The organism is Streptomyces sp. H51 (assembly GCF_035656535.1).
Lineage (GTDB): Bacteria > Actinomycetota > Actinomycetes > Streptomycetales > Streptomycetaceae > Streptomyces.
Genome location: NZ_JAYMHD010000069.1, coordinates 173,707 through 194,470 on the forward strand (window position 1 = coordinate 173,707; position 20,764 = coordinate 194,470).

Here is a 20,764-nt window from a genome sequence, read left to right on the forward strand (position 1 = left end):
CCCGGACGCCTTCACGCTCCGAGGCTCGCCAGCGCCGCGAGCAGCCGGTCGACGTCCTCGTCGTCGGTGTAGGGGGCGAGCCCGATCCGTACGGCGCCCGTGTCGCCCAGGCCGAGCCGGCGGGAGGCCTCCAGGGCGTAGAACGAGCCGGCCGGGGCGTCGACGCCGTGCGCCGCGAGGTGTGCCGCGACCTGCGCGGAGTCGTGGCCGTCCAGGGAGAACAGCAGCGTCGGCGTGCGCCGCGCGGCGCGCGAGTACACGGTGACGCCGGGGAGGCCGGCCAGTCCCCGCTCGATCCGCTCGCGCAGGGCTTCCTCGTGGGGCTCCAGTGCCGCGAACGCGGCGAGCAGCCGTTCGCGGCGGGTGCCGGACGGCTGCGGCGCCAGACCGGCGAGGAAGTCCACCGCCGCGCCGGCCCCGGCCAGCAACTCGTAGGGCAGCGTGCCCAGTTCGAAACGCTCGGGCACAGCGTCGGAGGACGGCAGCAGCTTGTCCGGGCGCAGCGTCTCGAGCAGTTCCGGCCGGGCCGTCAGGACACCGAGGTGCGGGCCGAGGAACTTGTACGGCGAGCAGACCAGGATGTCCGCGCCGAGCGCGGTGAGGTCGACCGGTGCGTGGGCGGCGTAGTGCACGGCGTCCACGTGCAGCAGCGCGCCGACGCCGTGCGCGAGGGCGGCGAGCGCGGGGACGTCGGGGCGGGTGCCTATGAGGTTGGAGGCCGCGGTCACGGCGACCAGCCGGGTGCGCGGCGACAGCACGGTCTCGATGTGCTCGGGGTGCAGTTCGCCGGTGGCCGGGTCGAAGTCCGCCCAGCGGACGGTGGCGCCGACCGCCTGGGCCGCCTGGACCCACGGCCGGATGTTGGAGTCGTGGTCGAGGCGGGTGACGACCACCTCGTCGCCGGGTGCCCAGTCCTTGGCGAGCGTGCGGGAGACGTCGTAGGCGAGTTGCGTGGAGCTGCGGCCGAAGACGATGCCGTCCGGCTGCGCGCCGAGCAGGTCGGCGAGGGCGGCGCGGGACGCCGCGACGATGGCCTCCGCGTTGCGCTCGCCCTCCGTGACGTGCCCGCGGTTGGCCAGCGGACGGGACAGCGCGTCCACGATCGCGTCGATGACCGGCTGCGGTGTCTGCGTGCCGCCGGGCGCGTCGAAGCGGGCCGTACCGGACTTCAGCGCGGGTACCTGTGCGCGGATCGCGGCGACGTCGAGGGCCATGGGTGCTCCTGAGGGTGTCGGGGGTCTGCCCGGTGACAGCCTCGCATGCCGCACGGCCTGCCGGAACGCCGGCCGGTGCCGTCGCGGCGGTGCCCGGCCGGCCGCGGTCGTCACCGCCACCGTGAGACGGCTCCTCCCCGACGCTCGCCGTCGACGACGCGCGCAAGCTGCTGAAGCTCGCCGAGGCGGGCCTGCCCATGGTCCTGTTCGGCGCCTTCGACCAGGCACTGACCCCCGGTGTGCCCGACGACGGGGAGACCGACCGGCTGCGCGCGCTCCTGGCCAGGCTGCTCGCCCTGCCGGGCTTCGTCCGCGTCACCGACAAGGCCGCGGTCGGCGACGCGCTCGCCGAGCTCGGCGTCACCCCCGACGTCCGCCACGCCACCCCCTCCACGCTCCTCAACGCCCACCGGGCCACCGACGACGCGGACTTCTACTACCTGTGCAACGGCAAGCACGCCGAGACCGTCAAGCCCGCGGTGGCCGCGATCGACCACGACGTCACCCTGCGCGGCACCCGGGGCCGCGGGGCGACGGTGCCGTACCTCCTCGACGCCTGGACGGGCCGGGCGGTGCGGCTCGCCCGCTACACCCAGGACGGCGACGACGTCACCCTGCGCGTCAGGCTCCAGCCGGGGGAGACGACGATCGTCGCGCTGGGGCGGCCCGGACTGTTCGGCGACCGCTACGGCAACCGCCCGCACGCCGTCGTCTCGGACGCCGACGACGTGCTGTTCACCGGCCGCGGACTGACCGTGCGGGCCGGCGCCGCGGGTCCACGTACCACCCGCCTGTCCGACGGCAGCACGGTCACCACGACCCTGCCGTCCGTGCCCGACCCGATCACTCCGGCCACGTGGGAGCTGGAGGTCGAGGACTGGTACCCCGGCTCCGACGCGACCCGTACCGAGCGCGTCCGGCGCGACCTGACGCTGGACACGCTCGCGCCCTGGTCCAAGATCCCCGAACTGGCCGACTCCGCGGGCGTCGGCCGCTACCGCACCGAGGTCACCCTGCCGGACGACTGGACCGCGTCCCACGGGGCCGTCCTGGAACTCGGGCAGGTCTCCGACACCGTCCGTGTCACCGTCAACGGCACCTCCGTGCCCGCGGTCGACCGCCTGCACCCCGTCGTCGACGTCGGCCCCTGCCTGCGCGGCGGCCACAACAGCATCGAGATCGAAGTGGCGACCCCGCTCATCAACCGGCTCCGGGTGGCCCAGCCGTCCGTGTTCGGCACGGCGGCCCGGCAGGACTACGGCCTGGTCGGTCCCGTCCGGCTCGTTCCCTACGCGCAGGCGGTGGTGTCCTGAGGTCACTGAGGTGACAGGTCACTGAGGTCACTGAGATCACTGAGGTCACTGACGTCCCTGAAGTCGCGGGGCGCACCGGCTGCGGCCGGTGCGCCCGGTCACGGGAACGCGGGAACGCGGGAACGCGGGCGCGAGGGCCGCCGGTGCGCCCCGCGTTCCCGCGTTACCGGGCGCCCCTCAGTGCGGCAGCTTGGCCCGCAGGCTGCCGGCCGTGGCGGCCGGCCGGGCGGCGACACGGGCGGTCCGCCGCACCAGCCGCGCGTCTCGCCGCACGTCGTGCACGGCGTGCCGCCCGCGCCACACCAGCGACGGAGAGGCTCCGGTGTCGTCGGCCGCGATCAGCAGACCGCCCAGCATCGACAGGTTCTTCAGGAAATGGATGCGCTGCTGGGTCCGCTCGGCGGGGTCGTCGGCCTCCCAGAAACGATGGCCCGCCAGGGTGGTGGGCACCAGCGTGCCGGCGATGGCCAGCGCGGCCAGCCGGGGCATGCGGCCGATGCCCAGCAGCACACCCGCCGCCACCTGTACGGCGCCACTGAGGCGTACGAGCTGCTCGGTGCGGTCGGGCAGCACCGGCACACGTTCTGTGATGGGCCGGACCACGGGCTCGGCCGCCGGGGCCAGGTCCTCGGGCGCACGGACGGAGTTCAGACCCGCGGTGACGAACATCGAGGCGAGCATCGGACGGCCGGCCACGCGCAACAGACTCATGGTGCTCTCCAGACGTGTGAGTGCGTACGGCCGTCCCCGGGTTCCCCGCAGCCGGAGCGGCAATCGACGGCGCGTGGGGACCGGGTCCGGCTGAGATCTTCCTGTGAATTCGTGGGGCGGTTGAACACCCGGCTGCCGCCGTCCGTATGGGGCGAGGGATTTCCACGCCCTGACCGCCATGATCCGTATCCGTAGGAGAGTTCTCGTGGGACGCAGCACGCGCAGACGCCCGACAGGCCCACGCCGCGCGACCTTCGCGGCATTCGCGCTGATCCTGGGCGGAGGCGGGCTGGTCGGGGTGAACGTCTACGCCTCGGCGACCGAGGGCGGCTCCGGCGGTGGTGCCGCCCAGACCCGCGGCGCCATGGCCGGCACCATCGACTGCCCTGATGTCGGTGCCCGGTTGACGCAGGTGCCCGACCAGGCGCGGGCCGACGTCGACAAGGAACTCGCCCTGCTGGACCAGCAGACCGCGGAGGCCTACCAGCGGCTGCAGACGACCGCCCCGGAGCAGCGGCAGGACAGCGGCTTCGCCGACAACGCCATCATGAACCCGTTGAAGGAGAAGCGGGCCGCGACGATCGAGCGCATCGCCGTCGCCATCGACCGCGTAGGAGACCGCCCGGCCGGCCTCGACTCCCTGGCCGCCTGCACGCTGACCGTCCCCGACGCCCAGGCCGGCGGCCAGGGCCCGAGCCAGGGCCAGGACCAAGTCCAGGGCCAGGACCAAGGCCAGCAGGGCGGCGGTCAGGCGGGCAACGGCCCGGTCGCGGCGGACTTCGTGGACATCACCGAGGTCCAGCCGAACGTCCCCGCCGCGCCGCGCACCACCGCGGACGCCTCGACCGGCTCCTTCACCACCAGGTGCGGGGTGAACGCCGACAAGAACTACAACACCGACAACGTGATCGTGGCGCCCGGCGTGACCAACGGCGCGCACCACACCCACGACTACGTCGGCAACCAGAAGATCAACGCCTTCTCCAGCAACGACACGTTCCTGGCGGGCGGCACAAGCTGCGAGAACAAGGACGACCTGTCGTCGTACTACTGGCCGGTGCTGCGGCTGCAGGACGGCACGCAGGAGTTCGACCAGAACCAGGACGGCGGCGGCAAGGAGGGCAACGTCGGCCGGATCCTGACCGCGCAGGAAGCCGAGATCAAGTACGTGGGCAGCCCGACCGGCAAGGTCGTCGCGATGCCGCAGTTCCTGCGCATCATCACCGGTGACGCCAAGACCACCACCAACGGCCTGGCGAACGCCAACGCCCACTGGAGCTGCACCGGCTTCGAGGACGAGGTCCGGCTGACCGAGCAGTACCCGATCTGTCCGCAGGGCAGCAAGGTGGTGCGTTCCTTCGCCTTCCAGAGCTGCTGGGACGGCCGCAACACCGACAGCGCCAACCACCGTACGCACGTCGCCTTCGCCGACGCGAGCGGCAACTGCGGCAACGGCTTCAAGGCGATCCCGCAGCTGACGATGCGCCTGGTGTACGACGTTCCGGCGCCGACCGTCGAGAACGGCCAGGTCAAGAACCCCTACGCGGTGGACGGCTTCCCCGAGCAGTTGCACAAGGCGGCCACCGACCACGACGACTTCATCAGCATCACGACCGGCGGGCTGGCGCAGGAGATCGCCGACTGCGTCAACAGCGGCCGGCAGTGCGGTTCCGGGGCCGACGGCGGCGCCGGCCCGGGGTCGGGCGGGGGAGCCTCCCAGCAGCCCACGGACGAGCCCACGCAGGAGCCGACGCAGCCGCCGGCCGATCAGCCCACGGACGAGCCCACCGCGCAGCCGTCCGAAACCCGGTCCGGGACGCCGTCCGGGGAGGCTCCGGCCACCCAGCCGCCCGCCGGCGGCGGGGACGGCCAGGCGGCCGGGTCCACCACCGCCGCGCCGCGGACCGGCCAGGCGGACGGCGGCCGGCCGACCGTGTCCAGCACCACGAACCCGCGGGTCTACGCCACGTCCTCGTCGCGTGCGAGTACCGCCGCCGCGGCGGCGGGCGACGAGGACGACGCGAAGGACGACGCGAAGGGCGACGGCAACGCGGCGGGCGACGGCAGCGCGAACGGCGACGGCAGCACCACGGACACCGGCGCCGCCGCGCAGTCCCAGGCGGCGGTCCCGAACGCGCCCGTCGCGGCCGGTCAGTCGGAACAGCAGGCCGTTCAGGGCGGCGGACTCGCCGAAACGGGCACGACCCTGTGGCCCGCCGCGGCCGGCACCGTGCTGCTGATCGCCGGCCTGATCGTGCTGGCGCGCTCGAAGCGCCGTTTCGTTCGGTGAGACGGCCCGGCACGCGACGGCAAGCACGGGTCCAGGGGCCCGGCTGACGCACCGCATCCGCCACCGACAGGGCCTCGGGGAGGCCGTTGTCAGTGGCGGATGCGAGGCTGCGGACATGGACGAGACGGAGTTCATGCGCGGCCGGGTCTACGGCGCCGATCACGAGGACGCCGGTCCGCGACCCGGCCGCACCTATGTGGAACTGGTCGGCGGCCCGCTCGACGGGCTGCTTCTGGACACCACCGGCCGGCCCGGCCACGAACTGCGGCACGGCGTCGCGCTCGACACCGAGATAGGCCGCTACGGCCCCGGCGGCCGCGCCCTCTACGTCCCGCGCCCCCAGGACAGCCGCCGCTTCGACTGGCACGGCGACAGCCCATGAGGCCCCTGGCCCCGGAAGCGAACCGCCCGCGAGGCGGGGGCGAGCGCGAATACGGGTGCGGGCGCGAAGAGGCGAAGCGCCTTCGCCGTGCCCCGGCCGAGACGCTTCGCCGCGGTCCTCACGTCGAGGTCCGGACGCCCTGGGTGTGCTGACCTAGACGTCGCCGGGCCGGATGCGCCCGCGCCAGGCTCCGGACTCGCTCCCGCGGCCCTCGATGAACTCCTTGAAGCGCCGCATGTCGCCCTTGACGCGCCGGTCGACGACCCCCAGCATGTCCGCGGTCTTCTCGGCGGCCCCGCTGGGTTCGACGTCCATCACGAGTTCCACGCGGGTGTGCGTGTCGTCGACGCGCTCGAAACGCACCGTGCCCTTCTGCCGGGTGTCACCGCTCGTCGTGCGCCAGGTGATCCGCTCGTCGGGAAGCTGGTCGACGATCTCGGTGTCGAACTCCCGCTGCACGCCGCTGATCTTGGTGACCCAGTGGTTGTGACCGGCGTCGATCTGCCTGATCTCCTCGACGCCTTCCATGAACTGAGGGAATTCCTCGAACTGGGTCCACTGGTTGTAGGCGGTGTGGACGGGGACCTCGACTTCCACGGTTTCCTTGACTGTGCTCACGACTGTGCCTTTCGTTGTCGCTGGTCGACGGCGCGGCCGTGCCCCGGCCGCCGCCGTGCGGATCGTGCACGAGGGGCCGGGTACCCGAGGATCACCGGCCTACGACTGCCGTGTCGTGATCTGCGTCTCCCCGGTCGGGTGGAGACGTGGCAGCCCCTGGTCACCGCATCTCGTCCAACCGGTTCGACGAAGGCGACCGGTTCCACGAGGGCGGCCGGTTAGACGAGGGGGCCGGTTCACGAGGGCGGCCGCGGCGGCAGGCGGACGGTGAAGCAGGCGCCGCCCTCGGGTGCGCGGCCCTCGACGCCGCGCTCGACCTCACGTCCACGGGCCTGAACGTCACCCTGGACGGCGGCCCCGCCCGATTCCCCGCCAAGCCCCCGACGTGACGGGACGGCTGCTGCCGCCGCTGCCGCGGGTGCTCGGCGCTCGCGGCGGAGGTCTCGGTCTCCGGTCGCGGTGTCGCACACGCCCTCACCGGCGGTGCCCTCACCGTTGGGGCCTTCTGGGGCGGGGTCGGCCCCGCCGGCCGGGCTCAGCTGCCGGCCGCGCGGGTCAGCAGGTCGGTGACCTGCTGGGTGACCACATCCCGGGCCTCCGGGCGCAGGGTCCCGACGGTTCCCTCGCTCAGGGTCCGGACCGCCTGCCCGGTGTCACCGTCGCAGGTCACGTCGTCGCTGAGCACCTCGTAGCCGTCGCGGACGGCGACCCGCAGGTGACGGCGTCCGCCGCCCTCGTCGTGCACCGCGGCGGCGACGACCAGGGGCGGCGGCCCGCCCGGTTCGGCAGCCAGCTTGCGGTAGCTGCTGGCGACCGGCTCACGCCACCGGATGCCGAGCAGCAGTGGTTGCTTGGCCACCACCTCGGCGAGCGGGCTCTCGTGCGTGCGGTCCCGCTCCAGCACCGTCGCCCGGGCGTCCAGGACGAGGGCGGCCGGCAGCAGGCAGCGCAGCGTGCTGCCCACGAGGTTGCCGCCGACGGTGGCTGTCCTCCGCACCGCCCCGGTGCCCACCGCGGCCGCCGCCCGCCTGAGCACCTCCGGCACGCGGTCGTCGACCCGGTTCAGCACCACGGCGGCGCCCAGCCTGTCGTGGGCGACGGCGTTGGCCTCCGGCAGGTTGCGCAGCGACATCGCCTGCGCGGGGAAGCCGTCGCGCTGCCAGACGGCCCACACCAGGGTCGCCCCTCCGACAGGCACCGCCCCCGCGGCCATGCACTCCTGAGCTTCGGGCACGGACGCGGGCAGACGCAGCAGCACGGGAGCCGACCTCTTTCTCGAGTTCCTCGGTCGAGGGACCTGACGCCTTGCCGGGGCCTGCCGCCTTCCAGGCCGGCCGTCGTGATCCCGGGCACGGCGCATTCTGCCCTCGGGAGCGGCGGCGCACACAAGGCTCACGGCGGCACGAGGGCGTACGCCGGATCACCGGCACCGGGGCCGGACGTCCTCCGCGGGAGGGGCGGTGAGGGGCCTGCCGTCCACCCGATCCGCCGTTCCGGCGTGCGGGATGCCGTGCGGTGGTAACCCGTACCGGCGGACGCGGCGGACGCGGCGGACGCGGCGGACGCGGCGGTGACACCGGCGGGGACGGCGGGACGGCGGGGACGGGCGGAGTCGGGCGGAGACTGGAGAACTGGTGCACTTCGGAACACGGGCGGGCACGGACCGGCTGGCGCCGGACGAGGCGGACGGCGGCAACGACCCCAGGCGATGGCGGGCCCTGTGGGTCACCCTGGTGGCCGGGTTCATGAGCCTGCTCGACGTGACGATCGTCGCGGTGGCGCTGCCGTCGATGCAGCGCGACCTGCACACGACGGCGCCCGCCATCCAGTGGGTCGTCTCCGGCTATGCCCTGACCTTCGCGCTGGTGCTGGTGACGGCCGGCCGCATCGGCGACGCGGTCGGTCGGCACCGCGTCTTCCTGCTGGCGCTGACGGCCTTCGTGGTGTGCAGCGCGACCGCGGGAGCCGCTCCGACGATCACGCTGCTCGTCGTGGCCCGCCTGGCCCAGGGCGTCGCCGCGGGCTGTCTCGCCCCGCAGAACTCGGCCCTCATCCAGCAGATGTTCCGGGGAGCCGAACGTGGCCGCGCCTTCGGCCTGTTCGGCGCGACGGTGGGCGTCTCCGGCGCCGTCGGCCCCGTGGTGGGCGGTCTGATCCTGAAGCTGGCCGCCGGACCCGACGGCTGGCGCTGGATCTTCTACGTCAACGTACCGGTCGGCGTGATCGCGCTCGTGCTGGGATTCAGGCTGCTGCCCAGGACGGCCGCGGGCCGCCGCGAGAGCCTCGACCTCGGCGGCGTCGGGCTGCTGGGCTGCGGGGTGCTGGCGCTGATGCTGCCGCTCGTCCTGGCCGAGTCCGGCGGCGTGCGGCGGCTGTGGTGGCTGTTCGCCGTGGGCCTGGCCCTGCTGGTGGTCTTCGCCCGGTGGGAGCGGCGGGTCGCGGGTCGCGGCGGCCGGCCGCTGCTGCATCCCAGCCTGGTGACCGCCACGCGCGGATACGCGGCCGGCGCCGCCATCGCCACCCTGTACTTCGTGGGCTTCAGCGGCGTGTGGCTGGTCTTCGCCCTGTTCCTGCAGAACGGCCTGGACTACTCGCCGCTGCGCTCCGGGCTAACGGTGACGCCGTTCGCCATCGGGTCGGCGGTCGCCGCCGCGGTGGCCGGCCGGCTGGTGGAGCGGCTCGGCCGGCTGCTGACCGTCTGCGGGCTGGCCGGCGTGGCGCTCGGCCTGGGCACGACCGCGGCCGTCCTGCGCTGGGCGCCCGCCGGCAGCATGGTGTGGCTCGCCCTGCCCGCGCTGCTCCTCGGCGGCGTGGGCAGCGGCTGCGTCATCTCGCCGAACGTCACCATGACACTGCGGGACGTGCCGGTGCGGATGGCCGGAGCGGCCGGCGGCGCGCTGCAGACGGGGCAGCGACTGGGCGGCGCCGTCGGTACGGCGGCGCTGCCCGGGGTGTTCTACATGGTGCTCGTCGCGGGTCACCGCGACTACCGGTCCGCCGTGGCGGCCGCCGTCGGACTCGGTGTGGTTCCGGTCCTCGGCGCGCTGGTCCTGGCGGTCCGCGACTGGTGGCTCGACCGCGACGTCGGCCGGCACCGCGCCTCGCCCGGGACGCCCCCCGGTCCCGGGCACGCCGGGGGAGGGCTGACGGCCGGTCCCCCGCACGCGGGGGAGGGTTGACGGCGAAGTCCCGCACGCGGGGGAGGACTGACGGCGAAGTCCCGTCGCGGTGACCGCGACCGTGACCGCTCCGCCGTCGTCCCGCACCCGCTGCCCGCGGCGGCCCGGTCAGGGCTGGAGGGGCATGGTCACGCAGTTGGAGACGACGGCCTTGCCGTCGAGTCGGTCGGTCAGCCAGTCGATGGCGTCGCCCTGGTCGGTGAGCAGCGGCGTGAAGTGGTTGATGAGGGCGCTGCCCAGGCTGGCCAGGACGACGGGCTTGTAGGTCACGTTGGCGCCCTTCGCGCACCAGTCGACCGCGAGCCGGCGCGCCTGGGCGTGGGGTACGAGGTTGTCGCTGGTGCCGGTGACCACCCGCACCGGGGAGGCGGGCTTCATGGTCCCGATGCGCTGCTCGTTCAGGAAGCTCTTCAGCCGCGGCTCCGCGTCGATGATGTCGCTGAGGGAACGTCCGTCCGAGGTCCACTTGGTGCTGCGGGCATAGCCGTAGGACAGCAGCGCGTCGCCCACGCACATGGTCGACAGATCCTTCAGCGCCGCCTCGCCCGCCGTGTTCAGGTGGGCGGCGACGATCGGCTTCAGCGCCGGGTCGGACTGCAGGAAGCCGTTGACCGACCAGCCCAGGGCTCCGGCCAGTTCGCTGCCGTCGATGGCCTTGCTGACCTCGGTCAGGTTGGCGGGCGGGGCGCCCGCGGAGGTGCCGGCGAGGGTGACGTCGGGCGCGTAGGAGGGCTGCAGTTCGGCGGCCGCCGCGGTCGCGCCGCCGCCCTGGCTGTAGCCGAACAGGGCCACGCGCGAGGCGGAGGTGAGCGAGGTGCCGGGCAGGGAGCGGGCGGCGCGGACGGCGTCGAGGACGGCGTGGCCCTCGTCCACACGGTTGACGTAGGTGTGCAGCCGGTCCGTGGCGCCGAGTCCCGCGTAGTCGGTGACGACCACGGCGATGCCCCGGGCCAGCAGGCGGTAGATCGCCAGGTCCTCGTAACCGACCGACAGCGTCTGGTCGTTGACCAGCAGCGGGTGCTCCAGGCCGAGGGACGCGGCGCACTGGTCGCCCTGTCCCATGGTGCCGGGGGCCACGGCGACCAGGGGCCGGGCTCCGCTGCCCTTCCAGGCGGCGGACGGTTCGATGTAGGCGCCGGTGACCGCCACCGGACCGCCGCCGGAATCGGTCGACTTGTACATGAGGCGGGTGGCGGTGCCGGGCAGCGGTCCGTCGAGGCCCGGCAGGCTCAGCGCGAGCGGGAGCGGTTCGCTGCGGATCAGGGTGCCGTTCGCGCCGGGCAGGTCCGCGGGCGGGGTGTAGAAGTCCGGGACGGTGACACCGCGCGAGACCACGGCGTCGGATTGCGGGGCAGCGGCGGCGGGCAGGGCCGTGGCACCCAGACAGGCGGCGGTCGTGACGGCCGCGGCCAGCAGGCGGGCGGAAACGGGCATGGCGGATCTCCGGGGCTGTGGGGAGGCCGAGCCATCGGCTGCGGCTCGGGCGGTGACGGCCCGTGGGGACATGGGCCTGCGGTACGGAACCGCGGTCGTCCGGCCGCCGTCCCGCACCGCTCTTAGACGAAGTGTCAGGACCGTAACCGCGGCCGTGTTACCCGGGGTAGTCCCTGACAGGTTACGGTTCAGTAATATGACGGCGGAACAGCTCGCGACGCCCCCTTGACCTCGTGCGGTACGGCACGAGAGCGCTCTCACGGGTGCGGGGTGCGGGGTGCGGGGTGCGGGGTGCGGGGTGCGGGGTGCGGGGTGCGGGGTGCAGGGCGCCGGGGGCGCTGGGGCGCCGGATGCCGGCGCACGCGCCCTTGCGGCGACCCGGCCCCGCGGCGGGGAGACCGCGAGGACCCGCCGCGACCTCGCCGCCCGGGTGTTCACCGCCGTCGCCCGACGGGCCGTCGCCCGACGGGCCGTCGCCCGACGGGCCGTCGCCCGACCGGTCGTGGGGGCCGGTGGGTCAGCGCAGCGTCAGCCCCCAGCCCGCCCCCAGGGCCGCCAGCCCGGTGACGAACCACAGGGCGTAGTCGCCCATCGAGCCGTCGTGAACCGCCTTGACCACGCGGGCGGGAACGAGCAGCGCCCTGCGCAGCGGTGCCCACACCCTCTGCCACCACATCGAGGTGGCGGCCAGCAGCACCGCTCCCACGGTCGCCGTCGCACCGCCGAGCCAGGCGGCGCCGCCCGGGGCGTAGGGCGCCGGAGCGGGCGGCGGCGCCGGCGTACGTCCGGACAGCACGTGCGCCGCGTTGGGGCGCGGCCGTTGCACCGACTGCGCCACCTGGGTGAACCAGTCGGCGATCCCGGGTACGAACGACAGCCCGTACGCGACGAGGACCAGGACCAGTGGCGGGGTGAGGACGACCAGCCGGTGCGCCGGCCGCCGCCAGGCGTCGCCCGGCTCGGGCGCGGGCTCCCCCTCCTCGGGCATGGCCGGCTCCCGGGTCAGCACCGGGTCCGTACGTGGACCCCAGCCCAGGAAGACGCGCGCCGCGGAACGCAGGAACACCGCCCCGGTGGCCGCCGCCCCCGCCACGACGACGACCGTCAGCCGGTCACCGCCGCCCGCGTCGCCGACCAGCGCGGTGGACAGGAAGGGGCCGAACGGCGGCAGCAGCGCGAAGCCCAGTGCGCACGCGAGCAGAACGAGGCCGGGCAGCACGGCGCCGCGCCGCCGCCCCCGGCCGTGCAGCAGCAGTTCGTCGCTGCCCCGCAGCCACTGCACCAGGCTCCCCAGCAGCAGGAACAGCGCCGCCTTCAGCAGTCCGTCGGTGATGACGAACAGCGTCGCGCCGCCCAGTCCGCGCGGTGTCAGCAGGGCGATGCCCGCCAGCACGACACCGCCGTGCGCGACCGTCGCGAAGGCCAGCTGCCGTTTCAGGTCGGCCTCCAGCAGCGCCATCACCGCCCCCACGGCGATCGTCGCGACGGCGACGCCCAGCAACCCGTCGCGCACCGCCTCCCGGTGCCCGGCGAACGCCTCCGCGAAGCCGTCCCAGTAGATCCGGACGAAGGCGTGGTAGCCGAGGTCGCTCATGATGCCCGCGAACAACGCGCCCACCGGCGCGGGAACCACGGTGTAGGCGTCCGCCATCCAGAAGTGGAACGGCACCGCGCCCGCTTTGACCAGCAGACCCGCCGTGATGAACGTGAAGCCGACGACCGCGGGGCCGCCGGGCGGCGCGCCGCGCAGGCTCTCCCCGATCTGCGCGAGGTTGAGGGCGCCGGTACGGCCGTAGACCAGGGCTATGCCCAGCAGCAGGGTGAGCGAGCCGATGGTGTTGAGGACGGCGAAGTTGACGGCGCCCTGCACCACGCCCGCCCGGCGGACCTGGTAGCCGCACAGGGCGTACGCGGCGACGCTCATCAGCTCCAGCCACACGAAGATGTTGAACAGGTCCGCGGACAGCGCGAACCCGGCCATGCCGGCCAGCAGCGCCAGCACCAGCGCGTGGTAGAGGTGCCCCACCTCGTCGGCGTGCCGCCAGGACAGGACGAGGGCCGCCACGGTGAGCAGCCCGGCCAGAGCGGCCAGCGCCGCCCCGAACGGCTCGACGACGAAGGCGATGCCGAGGACCGTCCCGTGCACGGGACGCCAGCCGCCGAACCAGTAGACGACGGGCGCGTCGCGGGTGTCGAGGACCAGCACGACGGCCAGCACGGTGACGGCGGTGGCGGCGCCGAGGGCGGCCAGGTCGTGCGCCCGGCGCGGGATCCAGCGGGCGGTCGCCGTCAGCACCGCCGCGGTCGCCAGCGGGACGGCGACCGTCAGCGGTACCAGCGGACCCGCGTCAGCCACGGACGCGGGCCAGTTCGTCGGGGTCGAGGGTGCCGGCCCGCCGGTGGCTCTGCAGCGCCAGCGCGAGCAGCAGCGCGAGCACCACCACGCTGACCACCACGTCGGTGAGGGTCAGCGCCTGTACCACCGGATCGGCCATGGGCCGGCCCGGCCGCGCCCCCTGCGCGATCGGCGGCTGTCCGCCGCGCACCGAGCCCAGCGAGAGCAGGAGGACGTACGTCGACGACTGCATCACGGTCAGACTGACGGCCGCGTGGATGAAGTCGCGGCTGCTGACGACGCCGAAGAGGCCGGAGAGGAAGAGAACTCCGGCGACCACGTACGGATAGACGCTCATGGCTCCTCCCCGCGAGTGCGGTTCTCGCCGTGTGCCCGGTTCTCCCCGTGGGCGTGCGGACGGGGGACGGTCTGGATGTACTCCTCCAGGAACTCGTGGAAGATCAGTACCCCCGCGGCGGCGACTTCCAGGCCGGTCGCCCAGTTCAGCAGGGCGATCGTGCCGCCGGACAGCAGGGTGCCGGTGGTTCCGGCGGGCAGGAACCCGGCGAGGAACGCCTGTCCGGCCGCCATCGCCGCGAAGCCCACGGCGAGGTAGGCGGCCGCCCCCGACCCCTCCGCCGTGTCGAGCAGCGCGGTGGGCGTGAGCGCCCGGTGGTCCCGGTAGCTTCCGGCGATCCAGATCTGCAGGGCCGCGGCGGCGCAGACGATGCCGCCCTGGAAGCCGCCGCCGGGCGTGAGGTAGCCGTAGGCGACCGTCCACAGCCCGAGCAGCAGCGTCACCGGCACCAGCAGCGTGCCCGTGTACCGCACGGCCGCACTCGCGGTACGGTCCCGCGGCCGGTCTTCCGGCACGTCCCGCGACGTCCGCAGCAGCAGCGCGGTGCCCATCACGCTGGTGAAGAGGATCAGCTCCTCGCCGAGGGTGTCCCAGCCGCGGTAGTCGAAGACGACCGCGGCGGGGATGTTCGTCACATGGCGCCGGCCGACCACGTGCCCGAGCAGATACGCGGCGTACGGGTGGGGCGGTGAGCCGAAGGACGGCATCCCCACCAGCCCCCACACCACCACGACGCCCACCACCGCCGCCGGAGGCACGAACAGCAGCAGGCGCAGCCTGCGCCGGTTCATCGCCGGCTCCGGCGCGCCGTGCCCCGCCCCCCGCCGGTGCGGTAGACGGTCACCAGAAGGAGCAGGGGATAGGCCACCGTGGACACCACCGCCATCGATATCGCCACGTCGGGCGCCTGCAGCACGGTGAACAGCACCACGAGCGACAGCCCGAACATGCCGTTGACCATCACCAGGCGCAGCGGATCGTGGCAGAGGACCACCGCCGCGCCGAGGACCGCGACGAGACCGAACGCGACGGCCTGCAGAACGCTCATCCGCTCCCCTCCGGCTCCCCGGCCCGCCCGGCGCGGCTGCCCGCGTCCCCGTCCCCGTCCCCGTCCCCCTCCGTGTCCGTCGTCCCGAGGTCACCGTGGATCAGGTGGCGTGCCGCACGCGCCGTGGCATGCGTCAGCACCGGGTTGAGCAGCACCAGGAACGCCGTGGCGGCCAGCGCCTGGACCGTCCCGGACGGAGAGGAGAACCCGGTCAGCGCCACGGACACCCCGATCAGGACCGGCCCGACGGTGCTGCCCGCGGCGGCGAAGTGCAGGCGGTCGAAGACGTCGCGCATCCACCACACGCCGACGCAGCACACGAGCTGGGCGAGGACGCCGGCGGCCAGGGCGACGTCGGCCGCGACCCGGGTGGCGCTCACGGTGAACGGTCCAGGAACCGCGCGCACAGCAGCCCGCCGACCCAGCTGAGCACGGCCGTGATCAGCGCGACCCCGGTGGCGGCCGAACTCTGCGTGCCGACGGCCACGCACACCAGGGCGAGCGTGGCCATGATGCCGCCCAGCTCCAGCGCGACCAGCCCGTCGACGGGCCTGCCGCGGGCGGTCACCAGCGCGGGCGGGACCATGCCGGCCAGCAGCACCGCCGCGGCGATCAGAAACTCCCGTCTCACAGCGGCTCCTCCGATTTCCCCCTCGGACACAGGTCGTGCAGCAACACCCGGCCGCTGTCCGGATCGACGTCGAGCACGTAGGCGTTGGGCGAGTAGGTGGCCAGCAGCGTCGGCCACGCGGCGGCGGGTCCGCGCCCGGCGGCCGGTGCCTGGCGCCGTACGAACCGGCCCACCGGCCCGCGCCGCCCGGTCGCCACGCTCCGGACCAGCACCGCGGTGACGACTCCGAAGTCCAGGACGGTCTGCCGGGCGGCCCGCGGCAGACCCGCGACCCATCGCAGTCGCGGCCGGCCCGCCGACAGCCGCCCGGTCACCAGCACGGCCCCGGCCGCCGCGGCGCAGGCCGCGCCGGCGGCCCAGAGGGCCGTCAGTACGTCGAACTGCCCGGTGAAGAGGAACCACAGGGGGAACAGCGCGCACCACCAGACCAGGGCCGCCGCGGCCCGGCGGCCCGGCGGTCCGGGCTCGGAGGACCCGCGCCTCACCGGTGTGTCCCGATCACCGTCATGGCCGGCGAGTACCCCGCGCCGCCCGGCTGACGCGGCAGGGCCCGCACGGCGGACGGTCGCGTTCCCCGGTCCGTCGGCTTCTGTCCGATTCCGTCTGCTTCCGATCGGTCATGGAGATCGAGTGGGGTAACTGCGCATACGGCCGCTCGTGGAGGTCGGCGCCCCCTCCGAGGGCCCGGACGATCCGGACGCCCCGGATGCCCGGGACGCCCCCGACGAGCCGACCGGCTCCGTGAAGGCGGCCGCCGAGGACCGTCCGCCCCCACGGATCCCGGACGCGCCGGCCCCGCGGTTCCCGTCGGACGGCGCTGCCGGCCCCCGGCGTCGGCGCCGCGCGACCCTGACCAGGGGAGCGGGAGCCGCCGGGGCCGTCCTGCTGACGGGCGGCCTCGTCGGGGGACTCTTCTTCTGCACCGGCCTTCGCCGGACGGCTCCGGCACCGACGGTGTGCGGGCGCGCTGCCGGACGGGCCCGCGGGCGGCACCCCGTCGGCCGGACACGCCTCTCCACGGACTCCTCCGCGCCGTCTTCCGCGGCCCCGGTGTCCTCGCCCGCGATCACGCCGACCGGCAGTGCGACCGCCGACCCGGCCGGTTCCGCCGCCCCGACCCGGACCCCCGCCGACGCCGCCGCAACGCCCGCGCCCGCGCCCCCGCGCCGGGCGAGCCGGACGGCGGGGCCTCCGTCCTGCGCCTCGGCGACGGGGAACGGAGGTCACCGAACCCCAACTCCGCCTGGGCCAGGCGGTCTTCTACCACGGAGTCCGAGACCCCGCAGCCGTGACCCGCCGACCGGGTACGCCCCGGTGCGCGGGGCAGCGTCGCTCAAGGTCCGTCGGGTGTCGCTCACGACCGGGCGCGTGTCGCTCAGGAGTCGCGTGTCGCTCACCGCCCGGCGTGGTCGCGGCTGTCGGCCGGTGTGCCGACGCACCGGAAGACGGCCGGGCCGAGGCCGATCACCCCGTCGGACAGCGGAGTGCACCGTACCCCGCCCTTGCCGCGCAGGGCCTTCTGCGCGCCCGGACCGATGGTGACGTCCATCCAGGCGCAGGGCCGGGCCGGGCGGTTGACGAGGAACGTCACCGGACCGGCGCCGGAGTCGAGTTCGACCGTGCGGCCGACGTAGGCGTCGATGTCGACGCCGCGGAGCAGGATGTTGCGGCGGGTGTGCCGGAGATCGGCCTCGGCGGCGATGTGCCGGGGCAGGTTCTCCACGGCCATCAGGGTGACGGCCGCGTCGCGGTGTGCGGGCCGCCCGAAGTAGCGGTCGCCGACCAGCCCGAGACCGCCGCGCACCTCCACCCGGCGCACCCGCTCGTCCGCCGGTCCGTCCGAAGGCCCGGCGGCCGGCCGCCCGGCGAGCCGGTGCGCGGGGGAGACGAGCAGCTGAAGCACCTCCACCTCAAGCATGCGGCCACCCTAGCCAAGCGTTCTTCAGGCATGACAGGTCCCGGCGTCGTTGTGGGCGGGCGTTCTTCTCCGGGTGCCGGGAGAGGACACGGCCGAAACGGTTTCTTGGGAGACGGAAGGAACTCCGCCGGCTCGCCATCGGGGTCTTGGCGTCATCCGGACATGCCGCACTCAAGAGGATCGGATTCGGCCATCGCGCCTGTCGTATATTCTTCTGATCGCATTTCGCTGGGCGCTCCGGGATTATCAACGGATTCCAGGGAATGCCAGAGGTCTGGTGGTGGCGGTGAGGCGCCAGCCCATAGAATATCCCGCGCTGCTCGCGATGGCGGTCGGCGAGGTCGGCGGTGGGGGCGGGTAGTGCCGTGCTTGAGCTGCGAAAACACACAGCCCAAGGCGGTCTTGCCCAAGGCCTTGAACACGTGTTCGCTTTTCCTGGCCTCTGGCATTTACAACTCGTCCACAATTCCCCCGAAGGATCACCGGAAAGCGGTCCACGCAACAGGAGTGGGCCCTCTTCTTTTGTTTCGTCCTCATGACAAGAGAAATGTGGAGTGTGATGCCATGAACCGAGTCGGCAGAGACTCGCGCCGGTCGGCCCGCAGGCTTGCGGGGCCGCTGGCGCGTACGGCGTTATCCGTTCTCTTACTGGCGGGCGGCGCCGTGGGAGCGACGGCCGGAACGGCCGGAACGGCCGCCGCCTCGACCGCCGACGGCACGCTGACGGTCGAGGTGCTGCGCGACTTCTTCGGCACCGGCGTGATCAACGCGACGATGGACGTGCCGCAGCGGGGCATGAAGGTGAGCGTCTCCGACCTCGCGGGGCACGCTGTGACCGGCGTCACGGATGCCACCGGAAAGGTCGTGGTGTCGGGGTCGACGGTGCTGAGCGGTGGCCGGTACCGCGTCGACGTCAGCGTCCCGGCACCGTACAACGGCTATCTGCGGGCGGCGCCCGCGTCGACGGCGGACAACCACTTCGACAGCTTCACGTCGTTCGTGGACGTGTCGGACGGAAAGAGCGCCTCGGTGGTGACGGGGGTGTGGGATCCGGCCGACTACGCGCTGCCGGACTCGCGGTACTTCGTGCCGGTTCACAACGGCGCCAACGGGACCGACGAACGGGCGTTGGTGGCGTTCGGGACGGAGACCCGGGGCACGTGCCCCACCGATGTGGCGTGCCCGGCCACGCTGGCCACGCAGGACCAGGTGGGGACGACGTTCGGGCTGGCGTACGACACGTACCGGACCCGGCTGTTCCAGAGCGCGTTCGCCCGCCGGTACGCCCCGTACGGGCCGCAGGGCGGGGGCGCGATCTACACGGTGCCGGTCGACGGCTCGGGTGCGCCGGAGCTGTTCGCACGGGTGCCGGACGCCGCGGTGACGCGGCACGACACCGCCGACATGATCAAGGATCCCGGGTTCACCGACGCACCGGGCAAGGAGAGCATCGGCGGCCTGGCCCTGTCGGAGGACGGCTCCACGCTGTACGCGGTGAACCTGCGGACCCGCAGCCTGGTGAGCTTCGACGCGACGGGGGACAGCGTAGCGGCGCCCAAGTCGACGGTCCCGATCCCGGACCCGGGGTGCGCGAGCCCCGACGACTGGCGGCCGTTCGGTCTCCAGGTCCACAACAACACGCTGTACGTCGGCGGCGTGTGCAGCGCGGAGAGCACGCAGCAGCGCGCGGATCTGAAAGCCATCGTCTCCACCTACGACGGCAAGCGGTTCACCACGCTGCTGAGCCACCCGCTCACGCACGAACGCGGCACCGTCTTCGGTTCCGGCGACAAGGCCACCCACTGGAACCCGTGGAACACCAGCCCGGACACGTGGGACGACCGGAAGTCGGGCAACGTCTTCATCGATCCGCAGCCGGAGCTGGCCTCCCTCGCCTTCACCCGCGACGGCTCGATGATCCTGGGTTTCCGCGACCGGTTCATGGACGTGCTCAGTTGGGGCGGGCTGGATCCCCGCCCGGGGAACGACACGGCGGAGAACGGCATGTCCGGTGGTGACATCACCATGGTCTGCGCCACTCCAACCGGTGAATACCAGTGGGAGGGCACGGGGAACTGCCCCAACCACGCCACCCCTGCCAACAGCGGCGGCCAGCCCGCCGATGTCGTCGAATACTTCCCGGGCGACTTCTACGCCAACGCGCACCAGGAGACCGCGTTGGGGTCGGTGGCCTATATCCCGCAGCAGCAGTGGGTCGTCAGCACGGAGTTCGACCCGGTCGTCAACGTCGCGACCTCGGGAACCGGTTACCACAACATCGCGACCGGTGAGGGCCCGGGCAACAACCCGACCGCCAACGGCTTCCAGTTCGTCAGCCGGGAACAAGGCGGGTTCGGCAAGGCCGGCGGGCTCGGTGACATCGCGTACGCGGCGGCGAACGCGCCGATCCAGATCGGCAACGTCGTGTGGTTCGACGGCGACCACAACGGGATCCAGGACCCGGGGCACGTGCTGCTGCCGGGGGCGACGATCGACCTGCTGGACGCGGACGGCAAACAGGTCGCCACGACCAGGACCAATGCCGCCGGCGAGTACTACTTCGGTGGTGTCGGCGCCGAGTACCAGCTCACGCCGGGCGCGAAGTACACGGTGCAGTTCGACGTGTGCACCGCGGACACCGGCCAGGTGCCCGAGCAACCCCCGGCGAGCGAGCTGAGGTTCACACTCCCGCGGGCCGGTGCCGACCGGGCGCACGACTCCGATGTGACCCCGCCGACCACCGGGCAGTTGTGCAACGGCTACGCGCCTGTCACAGCACCGGACAGGCCGGGCGGGGTCGATCACACCATCGACGCCGGGGTCTACATCCCGAAGGCAACACCGACTCCGACACCGACTCCGACTCCGACTCCGACATCGACATCGAGTTCGCCGCCGGCATCGCCGCCGGCTTCTGCGCCGCCGTCACCCGCGCCGCCTGCCAACAACCCGGCCCCGGCCGGTGGCAGTAAGGGTGAGATGGCGCACACCGGTATGTCCGCACTGCCGGAGACGATCGCTCTCGTCGGTCTGCTGCTGGGCGTGGGCCTGGTCATCGCGTTCCTGAGCCGGAAGCGTCGGGCACAGAGGCACTGAACGAACCGAACAACGGTGGTCTGCCTGCCCGCGATCCGCATGGCGCGGCCAGGCAGACCACGTCTCGGCCGGTCGTCCAGAAACGGGCGGTCGTCGAGAAAAGGGCGGTCGTCGAGGAACGGCCGGTCGTCCAGAAACGGGCGATCGTCGAGGAACGGCCGGTCGTCGAGGAACGGGCGGTCGTCGAGGAACGGGCGGCGGCCGGTGAACGGTCCGTGGATCGAGAGGGTGAATCAG

The 20,764-nt window shown here is 73.5% G+C and carries 19 protein-coding genes; 6 read left to right on the forward strand and 13 right to left on the reverse strand.

Annotation, left to right across the window (positions count from 1 at the left end; translation table 11 throughout):
* Window positions 1-11: 11 nt before the first annotated feature.
* Entirely contained in the window at window positions 12-1,214 is a 1,203-nt protein-coding gene (locus VKA29_RS25245) for a cysteine desulfurase-like protein (protein ID WP_324788253.1), read from the reverse strand.
* A gap of 197 nt (window positions 1,215-1,411) precedes the next feature.
* Here VKA29_RS25245 and VKA29_RS25250 point away from each other — a divergent pair, with 197 nt between their 5' ends.
* Window positions 1,412-2,527, forward strand: a complete 1,116-nt coding sequence (locus VKA29_RS25250) for a hypothetical protein (protein ID WP_324788254.1) — start codon at window positions 1,412-1,414, stop codon at window positions 2,525-2,527.
* A gap of 177 nt (window positions 2,528-2,704) precedes the next feature.
* On the opposite strand, the gene VKA29_RS25255 is transcribed toward VKA29_RS25250, so the two are convergent.
* Complete coding sequence (locus tag VKA29_RS25255) at window positions 2,705-3,238, reverse strand: DoxX family protein (protein WP_324788255.1); 534 nt, start codon at window positions 3,236-3,238, stop codon at window positions 2,705-2,707.
* A 205-nt stretch (window positions 3,239-3,443) separates the two neighbouring features.
* Between VKA29_RS25255 and VKA29_RS25260 the strand changes: the two genes are divergently transcribed.
* On the forward strand, window positions 3,444-5,528 hold the full coding sequence (locus tag VKA29_RS25260) for a DUF1996 domain-containing protein (RefSeq protein ID WP_324788256.1): 2,085 nt from the start codon (window positions 3,444-3,446) through the stop codon (window positions 5,526-5,528).
* A gap of 115 nt (window positions 5,529-5,643) precedes the next feature.
* Window positions 5,644-5,910 carry a hypothetical protein gene (locus tag VKA29_RS25265; protein ID WP_324788257.1) on the forward strand — a complete coding sequence of 89 codons (267 nt, stop codon included), beginning with the start codon at window positions 5,644-5,646 and terminating at the stop codon, window positions 5,908-5,910.
* Window positions 5,911-6,063: 153 nt separating this feature from the next.
* On the opposite strand, the gene VKA29_RS25270 is transcribed toward VKA29_RS25265, so the two are convergent.
* Window positions 6,064-6,528: an SRPBCC family protein gene (locus tag VKA29_RS25270; RefSeq protein ID WP_324788258.1), complete on the reverse strand. Its 465-nt coding sequence runs from the start codon at window positions 6,526-6,528 to the stop codon at window positions 6,064-6,066.
* A gap of 146 nt (window positions 6,529-6,674) precedes the next feature.
* On the opposite strand from VKA29_RS25270, the gene VKA29_RS25275 reads away from it, so the two are divergent.
* Window positions 6,675-6,917 (forward strand): hypothetical protein, encoded by a 243-nt coding sequence (locus VKA29_RS25275; RefSeq protein WP_324788259.1) that lies wholly within the window; start codon window positions 6,675-6,677, stop codon window positions 6,915-6,917.
* Between the two features lie 146 nt (window positions 6,918-7,063).
* Here VKA29_RS25275 and VKA29_RS25280 read toward each other — a convergent pair whose 3' ends face one another.
* Complete coding sequence (locus VKA29_RS25280; RefSeq protein WP_324788260.1) at window positions 7,064-7,786, reverse strand: FAD binding domain-containing protein; 723 nt, start codon at window positions 7,784-7,786, stop codon at window positions 7,064-7,066.
* 376 nt (window positions 7,787-8,162) lie between these two features.
* On the opposite strand from VKA29_RS25280, the gene VKA29_RS25285 reads away from it, so the two are divergent.
* Window positions 8,163-9,707, forward strand: a complete 1,545-nt coding sequence (locus VKA29_RS25285; RefSeq protein ID WP_420718559.1) for an MFS transporter — start codon at window positions 8,163-8,165, stop codon at window positions 9,705-9,707.
* 108 nt (window positions 9,708-9,815) lie between these two features.
* Here VKA29_RS25285 and VKA29_RS25290 read toward each other — a convergent pair whose 3' ends face one another.
* The 9 genes from VKA29_RS25290 to VKA29_RS25330 all read right to left on the reverse strand — a co-directional run bounded on the left by VKA29_RS25290 (window position 9,816) and on the right by VKA29_RS25330 (window position 17,431).
* The gene (locus VKA29_RS25290) at window positions 9,816-11,141 is read right to left on the reverse strand and encodes an alpha/beta fold hydrolase (RefSeq protein WP_324788261.1); all 1,326 of its coding nucleotides are present in this window, start codon (window positions 11,139-11,141) and stop codon (window positions 9,816-9,818) included.
* A 517-nt stretch (window positions 11,142-11,658) separates the two neighbouring features.
* Complete coding sequence (locus tag VKA29_RS25295) at window positions 11,659-13,497, reverse strand: complex I subunit 5 family protein (RefSeq protein WP_324788262.1); 1,839 nt, start codon at window positions 13,495-13,497, stop codon at window positions 11,659-11,661.
* Window positions 13,490-13,834: a sodium:proton antiporter gene (locus VKA29_RS25300; protein WP_324788263.1), complete on the reverse strand. Its 345-nt coding sequence runs from the start codon at window positions 13,832-13,834 to the stop codon at window positions 13,490-13,492. Before VKA29_RS25300 ends, VKA29_RS25295 begins: the two co-directional genes overlap by 8 nt.
* Entirely contained in the window at window positions 13,831-14,625 is a 795-nt protein-coding gene (locus VKA29_RS25305) for an MnhB domain-containing protein (RefSeq protein WP_324788264.1), read from the reverse strand. The genes VKA29_RS25300 and VKA29_RS25305 overlap by 4 nt, the downstream gene beginning before the upstream one ends.
* The gene (locus tag VKA29_RS25310; protein WP_324788265.1) at window positions 14,622-14,882 is read right to left on the reverse strand and encodes a Na(+)/H(+) antiporter subunit B; all 261 of its coding nucleotides are present in this window, start codon (window positions 14,880-14,882) and stop codon (window positions 14,622-14,624) included. The genes VKA29_RS25305 and VKA29_RS25310 overlap by 4 nt, the downstream gene beginning before the upstream one ends.
* On the reverse strand, window positions 14,879-15,262 hold the full coding sequence (locus VKA29_RS25315; RefSeq protein ID WP_324788266.1) for a monovalent cation/H(+) antiporter subunit G: 384 nt from the start codon (window positions 15,260-15,262) through the stop codon (window positions 14,879-14,881). Before VKA29_RS25315 ends, VKA29_RS25310 begins: the two co-directional genes overlap by 4 nt.
* A complete protein-coding gene (locus VKA29_RS25320) occupies window positions 15,259-15,513 on the reverse strand; it encodes a monovalent cation/H+ antiporter complex subunit F (protein WP_324788267.1) in 255 nt (84 codons plus the stop codon). Before VKA29_RS25320 ends, VKA29_RS25315 begins: the two co-directional genes overlap by 4 nt.
* On the reverse strand, window positions 15,510-15,998 hold the full coding sequence (locus VKA29_RS25325) for a hypothetical protein (RefSeq protein ID WP_324788268.1): 489 nt from the start codon (window positions 15,996-15,998) through the stop codon (window positions 15,510-15,512). Before VKA29_RS25325 ends, VKA29_RS25320 begins: the two co-directional genes overlap by 4 nt.
* Window positions 15,999-16,906: 908 nt before the next feature.
* Window positions 16,907-17,431: a molybdenum cofactor biosysynthesis protein gene (locus tag VKA29_RS25330; protein WP_324788269.1), complete on the reverse strand. Its 525-nt coding sequence runs from the start codon at window positions 17,429-17,431 to the stop codon at window positions 16,907-16,909.
* 564 nt (window positions 17,432-17,995) lie between these two features.
* Here VKA29_RS25330 and VKA29_RS25335 point away from each other — a divergent pair.
* Window positions 17,996-20,527: an SdrD B-like domain-containing protein gene (locus VKA29_RS25335; protein ID WP_324788270.1), complete on the forward strand. Its 2,532-nt coding sequence runs from the start codon at window positions 17,996-17,998 to the stop codon at window positions 20,525-20,527.
* Window positions 20,528-20,764 lie beyond the last annotated feature (237 nt).

What these genes read in the sequence shown, in the direction of transcription:
- VKA29_RS25245 (WP_324788253.1), bottom strand. Translation starts at nt 1,214, where the DNA reads ATGGCCCTCGACGTCGCCGCGATCCGCGCACAGGTACCCGCGCTGAAG.
- VKA29_RS25250 (WP_324788254.1), top strand. Translation starts at nt 1,412, where the DNA reads ATGGTCCTGTTCGGCGCCTTCGACCAGGCACTGACCCCCGGTGTGCCC.
- VKA29_RS25255 (WP_324788255.1), bottom strand. Translation starts at nt 3,238, where the DNA reads ATGAGTCTGTTGCGCGTGGCCGGCCGTCCGATGCTCGCCTCGATGTTC.
- VKA29_RS25265 (WP_324788257.1), top strand. Translation starts at nt 5,644, where the DNA reads ATGGACGAGACGGAGTTCATGCGCGGCCGGGTCTACGGCGCCGATCAC.
- VKA29_RS25290 (WP_324788261.1), bottom strand. Translation starts at nt 11,141, where the DNA reads ATGCCCGTTTCCGCCCGCCTGCTGGCCGCGGCCGTCACGACCGCCGCC.
- VKA29_RS25300 (WP_324788263.1), bottom strand. Translation starts at nt 13,834, where the DNA reads ATGAGCGTCTATCCGTACGTGGTCGCCGGAGTTCTCTTCCTCTCCGGC.
- VKA29_RS25305 (WP_324788264.1), bottom strand. Translation starts at nt 14,625, where the DNA reads ATGAACCGGCGCAGGCTGCGCCTGCTGCTGTTCGTGCCTCCGGCGGCG.
- VKA29_RS25310 (WP_324788265.1), bottom strand. Translation starts at nt 14,882, where the DNA reads ATGAGCGTTCTGCAGGCCGTCGCGTTCGGTCTCGTCGCGGTCCTCGGC.
- VKA29_RS25330 (WP_324788269.1), bottom strand. Translation starts at nt 17,431, where the DNA reads ATGCTTGAGGTGGAGGTGCTTCAGCTGCTCGTCTCCCCCGCGCACCGG.
- VKA29_RS25335 (WP_324788270.1), top strand. Translation starts at nt 17,996, where the DNA reads ATGAACCGAGTCGGCAGAGACTCGCGCCGGTCGGCCCGCAGGCTTGCG.